This window comes from Streptomyces sp. NPDC059534, assembly GCF_042743475.1.
Classification (GTDB): Bacteria; Actinomycetota; Actinomycetes; order Streptomycetales; family Streptomycetaceae; genus Streptomyces.
Window position 1 is genome coordinate 211,661 of the sequence record NZ_JBHWAQ010000003.1, and the last position, 13,434, is coordinate 225,094.

General features: G+C 71.1%; 11 protein-coding genes. 5 read left to right on the forward strand and 6 right to left on the reverse strand.

What is annotated here, in order from left to right; genetic code table 11:
- Nucleotides 1-2 precede the first annotated feature (2 nt).
- Both ACFVZH_RS05205 and ACFVZH_RS05210 read right to left on the reverse strand, forming a co-directional pair.
- On the reverse strand, nucleotides 3-767 hold the full coding sequence (locus ACFVZH_RS05205; protein WP_384893381.1) for a metal ABC transporter ATP-binding protein: 765 nt from the start codon (nucleotides 765-767) through the stop codon (nucleotides 3-5).
- A gap of 23 nt (nucleotides 768-790) precedes the next feature.
- On the reverse strand, nucleotides 791-1,759 hold the full coding sequence (locus ACFVZH_RS05210) for a metal ABC transporter substrate-binding protein (protein ID WP_384893384.1): 969 nt from the start codon (nucleotides 1,757-1,759) through the stop codon (nucleotides 791-793).
- A gap of 166 nt (nucleotides 1,760-1,925) precedes the next feature.
- Between ACFVZH_RS05210 and ACFVZH_RS05215 the strand changes: the two genes are divergently transcribed.
- Nucleotides 1,926-3,308, forward strand: a complete 1,383-nt coding sequence (locus tag ACFVZH_RS05215; RefSeq protein ID WP_384893387.1) for a glycine--tRNA ligase — start codon at nucleotides 1,926-1,928, stop codon at nucleotides 3,306-3,308.
- 63 nt (nucleotides 3,309-3,371) lie between these two features.
- On the opposite strand, the gene ACFVZH_RS05220 is transcribed toward ACFVZH_RS05215, so the two are convergent.
- The 3 genes from ACFVZH_RS05220 to ACFVZH_RS05230 form a co-directional block, all read right to left on the reverse strand.
- A complete protein-coding gene (locus ACFVZH_RS05220) occupies nucleotides 3,372-4,106 on the reverse strand; it encodes a VC0807 family protein (protein ID WP_384893389.1) in 735 nt (244 codons plus the stop codon).
- A gap of 124 nt (nucleotides 4,107-4,230) precedes the next feature.
- Nucleotides 4,231-4,821, reverse strand: a complete 591-nt coding sequence (locus ACFVZH_RS05225) for a TetR family transcriptional regulator (protein WP_384893391.1) — start codon at nucleotides 4,819-4,821, stop codon at nucleotides 4,231-4,233.
- A gap of 16 nt (nucleotides 4,822-4,837) precedes the next feature.
- Nucleotides 4,838-5,875, reverse strand: coding sequence for an aldo/keto reductase (locus tag ACFVZH_RS05230; RefSeq protein ID WP_384893393.1), 1,038 nt, complete (start codon nucleotides 5,873-5,875; stop codon nucleotides 4,838-4,840).
- 261 nt (nucleotides 5,876-6,136) lie between these two features.
- On the opposite strand from ACFVZH_RS05230, the gene ACFVZH_RS05235 reads away from it, so the two are divergent.
- A complete protein-coding gene (locus ACFVZH_RS05235; protein ID WP_384893395.1) occupies nucleotides 6,137-6,355 on the forward strand; it encodes a DUF6243 family protein in 219 nt (72 codons plus the stop codon).
- Nucleotides 6,356-6,480: 125 nt separating this feature from the next.
- Here the strand turns inward: ACFVZH_RS05235 and ACFVZH_RS05240 are convergent, their stop codons facing one another.
- Nucleotides 6,481-7,851: an MFS transporter gene (locus tag ACFVZH_RS05240; protein WP_384893653.1), complete on the reverse strand. Its 1,371-nt coding sequence runs from the start codon at nucleotides 7,849-7,851 to the stop codon at nucleotides 6,481-6,483.
- A 356-nt stretch (nucleotides 7,852-8,207) separates the two neighbouring features.
- Between ACFVZH_RS05240 and ACFVZH_RS05245 the strand changes: the two genes are divergently transcribed.
- From ACFVZH_RS05245 to ppdK, 3 genes are all read left to right on the forward strand, one after another.
- The gene (locus tag ACFVZH_RS05245) at nucleotides 8,208-9,089 is read left to right on the forward strand and encodes a helix-turn-helix domain-containing protein (protein WP_384893655.1); all 882 of its coding nucleotides are present in this window, start codon (nucleotides 8,208-8,210) and stop codon (nucleotides 9,087-9,089) included.
- A 43-nt stretch (nucleotides 9,090-9,132) separates the two neighbouring features.
- Nucleotides 9,133-10,269: a tRNA dihydrouridine synthase DusB gene (gene dusB / locus ACFVZH_RS05250; RefSeq protein ID WP_384893397.1), complete on the forward strand. Its 1,137-nt coding sequence runs from the start codon at nucleotides 9,133-9,135 to the stop codon at nucleotides 10,267-10,269.
- 356 nt (nucleotides 10,270-10,625) lie between these two features.
- Nucleotides 10,626-13,337 carry a pyruvate, phosphate dikinase gene (ppdK, locus tag ACFVZH_RS05255; protein WP_384893399.1) on the forward strand — a complete coding sequence of 904 codons (2,712 nt, stop codon included), beginning with the start codon at nucleotides 10,626-10,628 and terminating at the stop codon, nucleotides 13,335-13,337.
- The last annotated feature ends 97 nt before the right edge of the window (nucleotides 13,338-13,434 follow it).

A 13,434-nucleotide genomic window follows, 5' to 3' on the forward strand; every position in this document is an offset into this window, starting at 1 on the left:
GGTCAGGTCAGCAATCCCGTACGGAGCGGCTCGCCGGCCGCGTGCGGATGGACGTGGTCGTGGCCCGGCAGCGCGTGCTGGCCGAGGGCCTCGGGCGGCGGGCCGTCGTGGACGACGCAGCCGTCGCGCAGGACGACCGCGCGGTCGATGAGGGGCTCCAGGGGGCCCAGCTCGTGCAGGACGAGGAGGACGGAAGTGCCGCCCGCGACCTGCTCGCGCAGGGTCGCGGCGAGGATCTCCTGGCTGGCGAGGTCGACGCCGGCCATCGGCTCGTCCATGATCAGCAGCTCGGGCCGGGAGGCGAGCGCGCGGGCGATCAGGACGCGCTGGTGCTGGCCGCCGGAGAGCGCGGAGACGGAGTCCCCGGCGCGGTCGCCGAGACCGACGAGGTCGATGGCCCGCGTGACGGCGGCCCGGTCGGCCTTCGTCGTCCAGCCGAACCTCCGGCGGGACAGTCGGCCCGAGGCGACGACCTCGCGGATGGTGGCGGGGACGCCGCTCGCGGCCGTGGTGCGCTGCGGTACGTAGCCGACGCGGGCCCAGTCGCGGAACCGCCGGCGTTCCGTGCCGAACAGCTCGATCGTGCCGCCGGTCAGCGGCACCTGGCCGATGACGGCGCGGACGGCGGTGGACTTGCCGGAGCCGTTGGCGCCGAGCAGCGCGACGACCTCACCGCGGTGGACGGTGAGGTCGACGCCCCGGAGGACGGGCCGGGCACCGAGGGCCGCCGTGGCTCCGCGGACGGAAATGACGGGCTCGTCGCTCACGAGTGCCTCCTGCTGTGCTGTGGTCACTTGGCGCCGAGGGCCTTCTTCAGCGCGGCGAGGTTGGACTGCATGACCTCGATGTAGTCATCGCCCTTGGACTTGTCCGTGATTCCCTCCAGCGGGTCGAGCACGTCGGTCTTCAGACCGGTGTCGCCGGCGAGGGTCTTCGCGGTCTTGTCGCTCGCGAGGGTCTCGAAGAAGACGGTGGAGACCTTGTCCTTCTTCGCGATGTCCTGGAGTTCCTTGATGCGGGCGGGGCTCGGCTCGGACTCGGGGTCGATGCCGGTGATGCCCTCCTGCTCCAGGCCGTACCGCTCGGCGAGGTAGCCGAAGGCGGAGTGGGTGGTGATGAACGTCTTCGTCGCGGTGTTCCTCAGGCCCGTCTCGAACTCGGTGTCCAGGGCGCCGAGCTTCTTCACCAGGGCTTCGGTGTTCTTCCTGTAGTCGGCGGCGTGGGCCGGGTCCGCCTTCTCCAGGGCGCTGCCGACGCCCTTGGCGACCTCGGCGTACTTCACGGGGTCGAGCCAGACGTGCGGGTCGGCGCCGGCCTCGGAGCCGTGGTCGTGGCCCTCCTCCTCGGCGTGACCGTGGTCGTGGCCGACCTCGGTGCCGTGCTCCTCGAGCTTGGTGAGGGTGGTGGCGTCGACGGTGTTCTCGACGCCGGCCTGGGCGATCGCCTCGTCGACGGCGGGCTGGACGCCCTTGAGGTAGAGGACGACGTCGGCCTCGCCGAGGGCGCCGATCTGCTTCGGCTTGAGCTCCAGGTCGTGGGGTTCGACGCCGGGCTTGGTCAGGGTGTCGACGGCGACGTGGCCGCCGCCTATCTGCTCGGCCAGGTACTGCATGGGGTAGAACGACGCCACCACGTCCAGCTTGCCGTCGCTGCCCTTGTCGGCCGCGTCGGAGGTGCCGGCGCAGGCGGACAGGGTGACGAGGCCGAGCGTGACGGCTCCGGCGAGGGCGGTGCTGGGTATGAGGCGACGTACGTTCATGACACTCATTTTCAACAAAACTGGAAACGGTTGTCAATTGCCCTTCGTGTGCCCCTGCCCACCCCGGCCCTCGCGCGCCCCGGCCACCGAACCGATTTGATACGGGGGGTGCGGGCGCCGGTAACCTGAGGCATTCGCACTTCGTCGTCGTAATGAAGAGAGCACCGTGGCCGCCGACAAGATCGACACCATCGTCAGCCTGAGCAAGCGCCGTGGCTTCGTCTACCCGTGCAGCGAGATCTACGGCGGCCAGCGTGCCGCCTGGGACTACGGGCCGCTGGGTGTCGAGCTGAAGGAGAACATCAAGCGCCAGTGGTGGCGTTACATGGTCACCTCGCGCGAGGACGTCGTCGGCATCGACTCGTCGGTCATCCTGGCCCCCGAGGTCTGGGAGGCGTCCGGTCACGTCGCCACCTTCACCGACCCGCTGACCGAGTGCACCTCCTGCCACAAGCGTTACCGCGCCGACCACCTGGAAGAGGCGTACGAGGAGAAGCACGGCCGCCTCCCCGAGAACGGCCTCACCGACCTCAACTGCCCCAACTGCGGCAACAAGGGCACCTTCACCGAGCCCAAGCAGTTCTCGGGCATGCTCGCCACCCACCTCGGCCCGACCCAGGACTCCGGCTCCGTCGCCTACCTGCGTCCCGAGACCGCCCAGGGCATCTTCACCAACTTCGGCCAGGTGCAGCAGACCTCGCGCAAGAAGCCGCCGTTCGGCATCGCGCAGATGGGCAAGTCCTTCCGGAACGAGATCACTCCGGGCAACTTCATCTTCCGCACGCGCGAGTTCGAGCAGATGGAGATGGAGTTCTTCGTCAAGCCGGGCGAGGACGAGCAGTGGCAGGAATACTGGATGGAGCAGCGCTGGAACTGGTACACGGGCCTGGGTCTCCGTGAGGAGAACATGCGCTGGTTCGAGCACCCGAAGGAGAAGCTCTCCCACTACTCGAAGCGCACCGCCGACATCGAGTACCGCTTCTCGTTCGGCGGCAGCGAGTGGGGCGAGCTGGAGGGCGTCGCCAACCGCACCGACTACGACCTGAAGGCGCACTCCAAGGCGTCCGGCACCGACCTGACGTTCTTCGACCAGGAGGCCGGCGAGCGCTGGACGCCGTACGTCATCGAGCCCGCGGCCGGCCTCGGCCGCACGCTGCTCGCCTTCCTGCTCGACGCGTACATCGAGGACGAGGCCCCCAACGCCAAGGGCGTCATGGAGAAGCGCACCGTCCTGCGCCTCGACCCGCGCCTCTCGCCGATCAAGGTCGCCGTCCTGCCGCTGTCGCGCAACCCGCAGCTCTCGCCGAAGGCCAAGGGCCTCGCGGCCGACCTGCGCCAGAACTGGAACATCGAGTTCGACGACGCCGGCGCCATCGGCCGCCGCTACCGTCGCCAGGACGAGATCGGCACCCCGTTCTGCGTCACCGTCGACTTCGACACCCTCGACGACAACGCGGTGACCGTGCGCGAGCGCGACACCATGAAGCAGGAGCGCGTCTCCCTCGACCAGATCCAGGGCTACCTGGGCAGCCGTCTCCTCGGCTGCTGAGTCACCCCGCCTCCACGCGAAAGCCCCCGGTTCCGACTCGGAACCGGGGGCTTTCCCGTGCCGTCAGGCGGACGCGACCGCCGCGGCGGCGGCATCGGCCTCCGCCTGGCGCCGTGCGCCCTCGGCCGCGCGGCGCTTCCCGAACCAGGCCGTCCAGACGCCCAGGACGCCGAGGACGGCGTAGATCATGATCGGGCTGAGGGTGACCATGGTCTTCGTCGGCAGGACGTACGCGAGGCCGATCCGGACCAGCGCCTCCGTCACGTACGCCACGCCCCACACCAGCGTCATCGTGCGCATGGTGGAGCGGAAGCCCTCGAACTGCCACATCCCGTTCCACCACGCCGTGCTCGCCGGAGTGCCGTCGGTCGCGAACTTGCGGCCGAAGTAGAACATCAGCGGGCGGGGCGCGAGCAGGGTGGCCAGACAGAGCAGACCGAACAGGCCCGTCACGCACGAGTCCTTGACCAGGAGCGCGCGGGCGGTGTGCGCGCCGACCAGCGAGACCACCGCCGTGATCACCAGGAAGACCAGGGTGACCAGCGCGAACTCGTCCACCTTGCGGCGCCAGGCGACCATGATCGCGGTGTCCAGGACCGGCCAGGCGCTGCTGAGCAGCAGGGCGGAGAACTCGGACCAGCCGTGGTCCTCGGTCAGCGTGTTGTACGTGAGGATCGGCGCGACGACGTTGAGGCCGATGGTGAGGACCCAGCCGATCGCGGAGGCGGCGCCTGAGCGGGCCGGAGGCTGCGGCCGCTCGGCGGCGGCGCCGGCCGGTGGCGTGGCGGGTGCGGACATGGTTCCCCCTGGGAGCTCTTGCGGTCGCGGTGCGGGGGAACGTTAGTCATGCACCGGACAGGGAAGGGGAAACTCCAAGCCAAATGATCTTCAAAAGCCCGGATTTCCCGGAGGGTCGTGCTTCTCAGGCCCGCAGCGCGCGCTGCACCAGGGAGACGACGGCCGCGAACGCGTCCTCGACGTCCGGCGCCGACCAGTCGGAGGCGTGCGCCGGGTTGTGGAAGCGGTCCGTGGCGTCGAAGACCGCGCGGGCCGTCACCGTGGCGTCCTTCTCCGGGACGGCGAACCGGCCCTCGCGGCGGCCGTCCTCCAGGATCCGGGCGATCTGCTCGACGAGGTGATCCTCGTGCCGGTCGACCACCGCGCTGTTCTCGCCGATGAGGACCTGGAAGGTGGCCATCAGCTCGGGATCACCGCCGGCCTTCTTCCGCTTCAGGGCGAAGAGGGCCGTCAGCCAGCCGGTGAGCCGCTCGTCCGCCGGGCCCCCGGCCTCGGCGTACGGCCGCAGCGCGACGATCGTCCGCTCCAGCCACCGCTCGGTGACCGCCTCGCGCAGCGCCGCCTTCGTACGGAAGTGACGGTAGACGCTGCCATGGCTGACGCCGAGGACCCGGGCCACGTCGACCACCGTCGCCTTCGCGGGGCCGTAGCGGCGCAGCACCTCCTCGGTGGCTTCGAGGATGCGCTCTGCGGTCAGGGTCTCGGTGGCGGCCATGGAAGGACAGTACCCGTCAGTGCTCGCTGTCCAGGTGGGCCATCTGCGCCGCCGGATACCGCTCGCCGGCCGCCGCGCCCGCCGGGACGGCCTCCTCGATCGCGGCCAGGTCGGCGGCGTCGAGCGCGACGTCCAGGGCGCCGAGCGCCTCCGCGAGCCGCTCCCGGCTCCTGGCGCCGACCAGCGGGACGATGTCCACGCCCTGCCGCTCGCGCTGGGCGAGCACCCAGGCGATCGCCGACTGCGCCACCGACACGCCCTTCGCCGCGGCGAGCGTCCGCAGCCGGTCCACCAGGTCCAGGTTCCGCTGGAGGTTCTCGCCCTGGAAGCGCGGGCTCATGCCCCGGAAGTCGCCCGGCGCCAGCTCCCGGTCCCGGCCGAAGTGGCCGCTGATCAGGCCGCGCGACAGCACGCCGTACGCCGTGACGCCGATGCCCAGCTCGCGGGCGGTGGGCAGGATCTTCTCCTCGATGGAGCGGGAGATCAGCGAGTACTCGATCTGGAGGTCCGCGATCGGGGCCACGGCGGCCGCCCGGCGCAGGGTGTCCGCGCCGACCTCGGAGAGCCCGATGTGCCGGACGTGACCCGCCTCGACCAGTTCGGCGATGGCGCCCACGGTCTCCTCGATCGGCACGTCGGGGTCGACGCGGGCGATCCGGTAGATGTCGATGTGGTCGGTGCCCAGGCGCTGGAGCGAGTACGCCGCGAAGTTCTTCACGGCCGCCGGACGGCCGTCGTATCCGGTGAAGCCGCCCTCGACGGTGCGGAGCGCGCCGAACTTCACGCTGGTCAGCGCCTGCGCGCGGGCGGCGGCGGGGGCGCTGCGCAGGGCCTCGGCGATCAGCAGCTCGTTGTGGCCCATGCCGTAGAAGTCGCCCGTGTCGAGGAGCGTCACCCCGGCGTCCAGGGCGGCGTGGATCGTCGCGATCGACTCCGCGCGGTCGCTCTCGCCGTACAGCGCGGACATGCCCATGCAGCCGAGGCCCACGGCGGAGACGGCGGGGCCGGTGGTGCCGAGGGAGCGGGTGGGTACGGGGTTCTGTGTCGTCGTCATGGAAGAAGCATGGCATGACCGATGACAGATTTCAATATCTGTCATTCGTTGGGTCAGAGTGAGGCGGGGTGGGGTGGGGTCGGGTCGGGCGGGTCGTCGTTCGGGGGCTGGGGCGCCGGCCGGGGGCGCGGGAAAAGCGGGTGCCAGGGGAGGAGGGCCGGGGTAGCGTCACCGGCATGTCTTCTTCGTTCTTCCAGATCTACGAGTGAGCGCGCCGCGCAGGCGACCGACCCACCGCACACCTCACTGACGGGAGAACCCATGGCCAAGCGCAACAACCTCCTCGGCGTCGGAGGGCAGCGCAAGAAGCTGTCCCGCGCCGACCGGCACGGCGCCGTCCAGGGCGGCGCCGCCGCCCTTGGCGCGGCCGACGACCGCAAGCAGGAGCTCCTGAAGAAGATGCGCGAACGCGCCCAGGGAGCCGAGAGCGCCGACACCACCGGCACGGCGACCGACACCACCGGCACCGGCCAGGAGTAGCCGCAGCCACCGCACGACGAAGGGCCCGAGGCGTTCGCCGCCTCGGGCCCTTCTCGCGATCCCCGGGACCCGGACCCGGACCCGGTCCCGGGGACGCGGGCGTCGGCCGGTCATGCCCCCGGGCGCTAGGCCGCGGGTCTCGGCAGGCGTACGGACAGGGCCGTGGTGACGGCGACCATGGCGAGCTGGACCAGGAGCGTCGCCACGAGGGGGGTCGGGGAGTCCTTCGGGGCGGTGGACGCGAGGCCGAGGTAGAGGGAGCCCAGGGTGACCACGCCCAGGGCCAGCGAGGACTGCTGGGTGGTGATCATGACGCCGCTGCCGACGCCGGCCCGTTCCGCCGGGACCTCCGAGAGGATCACCCGGAAGATCACCGGGAGCTGGAGGCCCTGCCCCAGGCCGGCGATCGCCATGCCGGGGAGGAGGAGTCCCACCGAGAGGTCCGGCCAGGCGCGCCAGGCCGTCAGCGCCAGCAGGACGATGCCGAGGCCCTGCGCGAGGGCGCCCGCCGTCACCACGCGCGTGCCCCAGCGCCCCACCAGCCGGGGGCCCGCCAGGGACGCCGCGAAGAACGCCAGCGCCATCGGGACCAGGGCGAGGCCCGAGGCCACCGCACCCAGGCCGAGGCCCTGCTGGAGCGCGACCGCGATCACGAACATGAAGCCGCCGAAGCCCATGCAGAGCGGCAGCAGCATCACAAGACCGCGCCGCAGCGAGACCAGCCCGAGCAGGCTCGGCGGGACCAGCGGGGTGTCGCCGCGGCGGTCCGCCCGCAGCTCCGCCCGCCAGAACGCCACCGCCGCGAACGGGAAGACGCCCAGCGAGACCCAGGTCCACGGCGGCCACCCCGCCGCCCGCCCCTCGGTCAGCGGCGCGAGCAGCGTGATCAGCGACAGGGCGAGCAGCAGCGTCCCCGGCACGTCCACCGGCGCCGGACGGTCCGAGCGGGTCTCCGGAACCGTCCGCAGGGCGAGCAGCAGGCCCACGGCGGCGATGGGGACGTTCACCAGGAACACCGCGCGCCAGCCCGAGCCCGCGACATCCGCCGCGACGAGCACCCCGCCCAGGATCTGGCCGCCCGCCATCGACAGACCGGCGGTCGCGCCGTACAGGCTCAGCGCCCTGGCCCGGCGCGGCCCCTCCGTCGAGGAGTGGATGGTCGCGAGCACCTGCGGCAGCATCAGCGCCGCCGCGGCGCCCTGCGCCACCCGCGCCCCGACCAGCGTCCACGCGTCCGGGGCGAGCCCGCAGGCGAGGGAGGTCAGGCCGAAGGCGGCCATGCCGGCGAGGAATAGCCGGCGGCGGCCCAGGAGGTCGCCGAGCCGCCCGCCCAGGACGAGCAGGACGGCGTACGGCAGGGCGTAACCGGCGACGACCAGCTCCAGCAGCACCGGGCCCGCGGCGAGGTCCTGGTCGATGGACGGCAGGGCGACGTTCACGATGAAGAAGTCGATCAGTGGCAGCGCGGCGCCGAGGAGGACGGTGAACAGGCCCAGCGGGCCGAGCGCGGGCGGGGCCCCGCCCGGCGGGGCCTTCGTGCGGGCGGTGGCGGTGGCGGCCGTACGGTCGGTGGTGGCGGCGGCCGTCGGGTTGCCCGTACGGCCGGAGGCGGTGGCGGTGGCGGCCGTCGGGTCGGTCGTGCGGCCGGAGGCGGCGGTCGGGCCGGGGCCGGAAGGGCGGCCGGAGGCGGACGTGCCGCCGGAGGCTGGGGTGCGGCCGGGGGCCGGGGTCGAAGTCACGCGTCAGACGATCCGCGTCCGCTCAGCCTGGTACCAGAGTGTCTTTATCCTGGTACAACCAATACCTGGCAACGGGCTGACCGCCCCGGCACCCTGGGAGCGTGACGACAGCGATGACGGCGGCACCCGAGACCCGGCGGCACGAGCTCGCCGCCTTCCTGCGCAGCCGGCGCGAGCGCATCACCCCCGAGCAGGTCGGCCTGCCCCGGGGCCGGCGCCGCCGCACCCCGGGCCTGCGCCGCGAGGAGGTCGCGCACCTGTCCGCCGTCGGCGTCACCTGGTACACCTGGCTCGAACAGGCCCGGGACATCCAGGTCTCCCCGCAGGTGCTCGACGCCCTCGCCGATGCGCTGCTGCTCGATCCGACCGAGCGGAGCCACCTCTTCGCCCTCGCCGGGCAGAGCGACCCGCACCCCGGGGCGCCCTCCTCGGCCGTCACGCCCGCGCTGCGGACGCTCCTGGCGCAGCTGGAGCCCGTCCCCGCCGCCGTCCAGAACAGCCGGTTCGACTTCCTCGCCTACAACCGGACCTTCGGGCGCCTCTTCTGCGACCTGGACGCCCGGCCCCGCGAGGACCGCAACTCCCTCTGGCTGGCCTTCACCGACGAGGACTTCCGGGCCGCGGCCACCGATCTGCCTGACCTGCTGCCGATCCTCGCCGGGAAGTTCCGCGCCTCCATGGCCGAGCACCTGGCCGAGCCCGCCTGGAAGGCGCTCGTCCAGCGGCTCGAAGCGGCCTCGCCCGCGTTCCGGGAGATCTGGGCCCGGCACGACGTGGTCGCCCCCGGCGGCCGCACCAAGGTCATCCACAACGCCCGTGTCGGCCTGCTCAGGTTCGAGCACACCAACCTCTGGCTGGGCCCGACGTCGGGCCCGCACCTCGTCACGTACGTCCCCGTCGACGCCGGGACCCGGGCCGGGATCGAGCGGCTCCTCGACCTGGTGGTCCGCGAGCAGGAGGGCCCCGTGGCTGTGAGCTCGGCCATGCGCGGATAGTACGGCTGACTAAGGACCTGGCCGGTGCGCGACAATGGGCCGCATGACCGCGTTCTCCCCTCTCGCCATCGGGCCGCACATCGTGCAGCCGCCGGTGGTGCTCGCCCCGATGGCCGGCATCACCAACGCCCCCTTCCGTACCCTCTGCCGCGAGTACAGCGGTGGCAAGGGGCTGTTCGTGAGCGAGATGATCACGACGCGCGCCCTGGTCGAGCGCAACGAGAAGACGATGCAGCTCATCCGCTTCGACGAGACCGAGAAGCCGCGCTCGATCCAGCTGTACGGCGTGGACCCCGTCACCGTCGGCAAGGCCGTGCGGATGATCGTCGACGAGGACCTCGCCGACCACATCGACCTGAACTTCGGCTGCCCGGTGCCCAAGGTGACGCGGAAGGGCGGTGGCTCGGCCCTCCCGTACAAGCGGCCGCTGCTGCGGGCGATCCTGCACGAGGCGGTGACCAACGCGGGCGACCTGCCGGTCACGATGAAGATGCGCAAGGGCATCGACGACGACCACATCACCTTCCTCGACGCGGGCCGGATCGCGGTCGAGGAGGGCGTGACGGCGATCGCCCTGCACGGGCGGACGGCGGCCCAGCACTACGGCGGCACGGCGGACTGGGACGCGATCGCGCGCCTCAAGGAGCACGTGCCGGAGATCCCGGTCCTCGGCAACGGCGACATCTGGTCGGCCGACGACGCCCTGCGGATGATGCGGGAGACGGGCTGTGACGGCGTGGTCGTCGGGCGCGGCTGCCTGGGCCGCCCGTGGCTCTTCGGGGACCTGGTGGCGGGCTTCGAGGGCACGGGCGCGTACGCGCAGCCGGGTCTGCGCGACGTCGCGGACGCGATGGTGCGGCACGCGCGGCTGCTCGGCGAGTGGCTGGGTGACGAGGCACGCGGTGTCATCGACTTCCGCAAGCATGTGGCCTGGTACCTGAAGGGCTTCGCGGTCGGTTCCGAGATGCGCAAGAAGCTGGCGATCACCTCGTCCCTGGACGAGCTGCGTGCTCAGTTGAGCGAGCTCGACCTGGACCAGCCGTGGCCGGTGGGTGCGGACGGTCCTCGCGGCCGTACGTCCGGAAACAACCGGGTTGTCCTGCCGGACGGCTGGTTGAAGGACCCGTACGACTGCTCCGGCGTGAGCGAGGAAGCCGAGCTGGACACGTCCGGCGGCTGAGATCCGGCCTATTCTGGGGAGTGATCCTCGCCACCCCTGAGGGGGATGCCGCTCACATGAGCACATTACGAATGGCTGCACCGCCTGAAGGGGTGGCACTGGGTGCCACCCCTTTTGCGTTCAAGACTTGAACACACTTGCTCGAATGATTGCTCATATGAGCGTCATCCCGCTGTTTTGGGCTAAGGACCCTTCGGGCCGTGAAAGCGGAAGCTTCTGGTCGGTAACTTTCGAAGTGCTGGCGGACGGGTGGTTAAGACCGGGTGTCCGCTAGGCGTACCTCCCCAGAAGCCTTCGATCTGGGTATGTTCCTCGCCGTCAGGGCAGCCAACCGAGTCATCGAGGAGTCGGGACCCGTGTCGGAAAACAATGATCAGAAGTTCGTGTACGACTTCACCGAGGGCAACAGGGACCTGAAGGACCTGCTCGGTGGCAAGGGCGCGAACCTGGCCGAGATGACCAACCTCGGTCTTCCGGTCCCTCCCGGCTTCACGATCACCACCGAGGCATGCAAGGTCTACCTCGAGAGCGGATCGGAGCCGGTCGAGCTCCGCGACGAGGTGAGTGCCCACCTCGACGCCCTCGAGCGGAAGATGGGCAAGAAGCTCGGCCAGGCCGACGACCCGCTGCTCGTCTCCGTCCGCTCCGGAGCCAAGTTCTCCATGCCGGGCATGATGGACACGGTCCTCAACATCGGCCTCTCCGACGAGTCCGTCGTCGGCCTCGCCCGCCAGGCCGACAACGAGCGCTTCGCGTGGGACTCCTACCGCCGCCTCATCCAGATGTTCGGCAAGACCGTCCTCGACGTCGACGGCGAGCTCTTCGAGGAGGCCCTCGACGAGGCCAAGGCCGCGAAGAAGGTCGCCAGCGACACCGACCTGGACGCCGCCGACCTCAAGAAGGTCGTCAAGCACTTCAAGAAGATCGTGAAGGCCCAGACCGGCCGCGACTTCCCCCAGGACCCGCGTGAGCAGATGGACCTCGCCATCGAGGCCGTCTTCAACTCCTGGAACACCGACCGCGCCAAGCTGTACCGCCGCCAGGAGCGCATTCCGGGCGACCTCGGCACCGCCGTCAACGTCTGCTCGATGGTCTTCGGCAACCTCGGCCCCGACTCCGGCACCGGCGTCGCCTTCACCCGCGACCCCGCCTCCGGCCACGCCGGCGTCTACGGCGACTACCTGCAGAACGCGCAGGGCGAGGACGTCGTCGCCGGTATCCGCAACACCGTGCCGCTGGCCGACCTCGAGTCGATCGACAAGAAGTCGTACGACCAGCTCATGCACATCATGGAGACGCTGGAGACCCACTACAAGGATCTCTGCGACATCGAGTTCACCATCGAGCGCGGCCAGCTCTGGATGCTCCAGACCCGTGTCGGCAAGCGCACCGCCGGTGCCGCCTTCCGCATCGCCACGCAGCTCGTGGACCAGGGCCTGATCGACGAGGCCGAGGCGCTCCAGCGCGTCAACGGCGCCCAGCTCGCCCAGCTGATGTTCCCCAAGTTCGACGAGAACGCCAAGGTCGAGCAGATCGGCCGCGGCATCGCCGCCTCCCCGGGCGCCGCCGTCGGCAAGGCCGTCTTCGACTCCTACACCGCGGTCAAGTGGTCCCGCTCGGGCGAGAAGGTCATCCTGATCCGCCGCGAGACCAACCCGGACGACCTGGACGGCATGATCGCCGCCGAGGGCATCCTCACCTCCCGCGGCGGCAAGACCTCGCACGCCGCCGTCGTCGCCCGCGGCATGGGCAAGACCTGTGTCTGCGGCGCCGAGGAGCTCGAGGTCGACACCAAGCGCCGCCGGATGACCACCTCCGACGGCCAGGTCGTCGAAGAGGGCGACGTCGTCTCCATCGACGGCTCCACCGGCAAGGTGTACCTCGGTGAGGTCCCCGTCGTACCGTCCCCGGTCGTCGAGTACTTCGAGGGCCGCATGCACGCCGGCGCCGACGACGCCGACGAGCTCGTCGCCGCCGTGCACCGGATCATGGCCTACGCGGACCGCGTCCGCCGGCTGCGCGTCCGCGCCAACGCCGACAACGCCGAGGACGCGCTGCGCGCCCGCCGTTTCGGCGCCCAGGGCATCGGCCTGTGCCGCACCGAGCACATGTTCCTCGGCGAGCGCCGCCAGTACGTCGAGCGCCTCATCCTCGCCGACACCGACGAGGAGCGCGAGGAGTCGCTGAAGGCCCTCCTGCCGCTGCAGAAGCAGGACTTCATCGAGCTCTTCGAGGCCATGGACGGGCTGCCCGTCACGGTCCGGCTGCTCGACCCGCCGCTGCACGAGTTCCTGCCCGACATCACCGAGCTGTCGGTGCGCGTCGCCCTCGCCGAGTCCCGCAAGGAGCCGCACGAGAACGACCTGCGCCTGCTCCAGGCCGTGCACCGGCTGCACGAGCAGAACCCGATGCTGGGTCTGCGCGGTGTCCGCCTCGGCCTGGTCATCCCCGGCCTGTTCACCATGCAGGTCCGGGCGATCGCCGAGGCCGCGGCCCAGCGCATCGACGCCAAGGGCGACCCGCGCGTGGAGATCATGATCCCGCTCGTCGGCACCGTCCAGGAGCTGGAGATCGTCCGCGAGGAGGCCGAGCAGGTCATCGCCGAGGTCCGGGCGCAGACCGGCGTCGAGCTCAAGCTCGCGCTCGGCACCATGATCGAGCTGCCCCGCGCCGCCGTGACCGCCGGTCAGATCGCCGAGGCCGCGGAGTTCTTCTCCTTCGGCACCAACGACCTGACCCAGACGGTCTGGGGCTTCTCCCGCGACGACGTGGAGGCATCGTTCTTCACCGCGTACCTGGAGAAGGGCATCTTCGGCGTCAGCCCCTTCGAGACCATCGACAAGGACGGCGTCGGCGCCCTCGTGCGCAGCGCCGTGCAGGCCGGCCGGGCCACCCGCCCCGACATCAAGCTCGGTGTCTGCGGCGAGCACGGCGGCGACCCGGAGTCGGTGCACTTCTTCCACGAGGTGGGCCTCGACTACGTCTCCTGCTCGCCCTTCCGGATCCCGGTGGCGCGCCTGGAGGCCGGCCGCGCGGCGGCCGAGGCGAAGGGCAGCGACAGCCGCTGAGCCCTGCTGAACGAAGGTTCAGCAGCGGCCACCGAGCCCTGCTGAACCGGGGGTCAGGAGTGGCGGTCGGGCCCTCCTGACCCGCGGTTCAGCAGCG

Bases quoted from the DNA above. Each gene is read 5' to 3' on its own strand.
- ACFVZH_RS05230 (WP_384893393.1), bottom strand. From the start codon at position 5,875: ATGACGACGACACAGAACCCCGTACCCACCCGCTCCCTCGGCACCACC.
- ACFVZH_RS05245 (WP_384893655.1), top strand. From the start codon at position 8,208: ATGACGGCGGCACCCGAGACCCGGCGGCACGAGCTCGCCGCCTTCCTG.
- ACFVZH_RS05210 (WP_384893384.1), bottom strand. From the start codon at position 1,759: ATGAACGTACGTCGCCTCATACCCAGCACCGCCCTCGCCGGAGCCGTC.
- ACFVZH_RS05225 (WP_384893391.1), bottom strand. From the start codon at position 4,821: ATGGCCGCCACCGAGACCCTGACCGCAGAGCGCATCCTCGAAGCCACC.
- ACFVZH_RS05235 (WP_384893395.1), top strand. From the start codon at position 6,137: ATGGCCAAGCGCAACAACCTCCTCGGCGTCGGAGGGCAGCGCAAGAAG.
- dusB (WP_384893397.1), top strand. From the start codon at position 9,133: ATGACCGCGTTCTCCCCTCTCGCCATCGGGCCGCACATCGTGCAGCCG.
- ACFVZH_RS05220 (WP_384893389.1), bottom strand. From the start codon at position 4,106: ATGTCCGCACCCGCCACGCCACCGGCCGGCGCCGCCGCCGAGCGGCCG.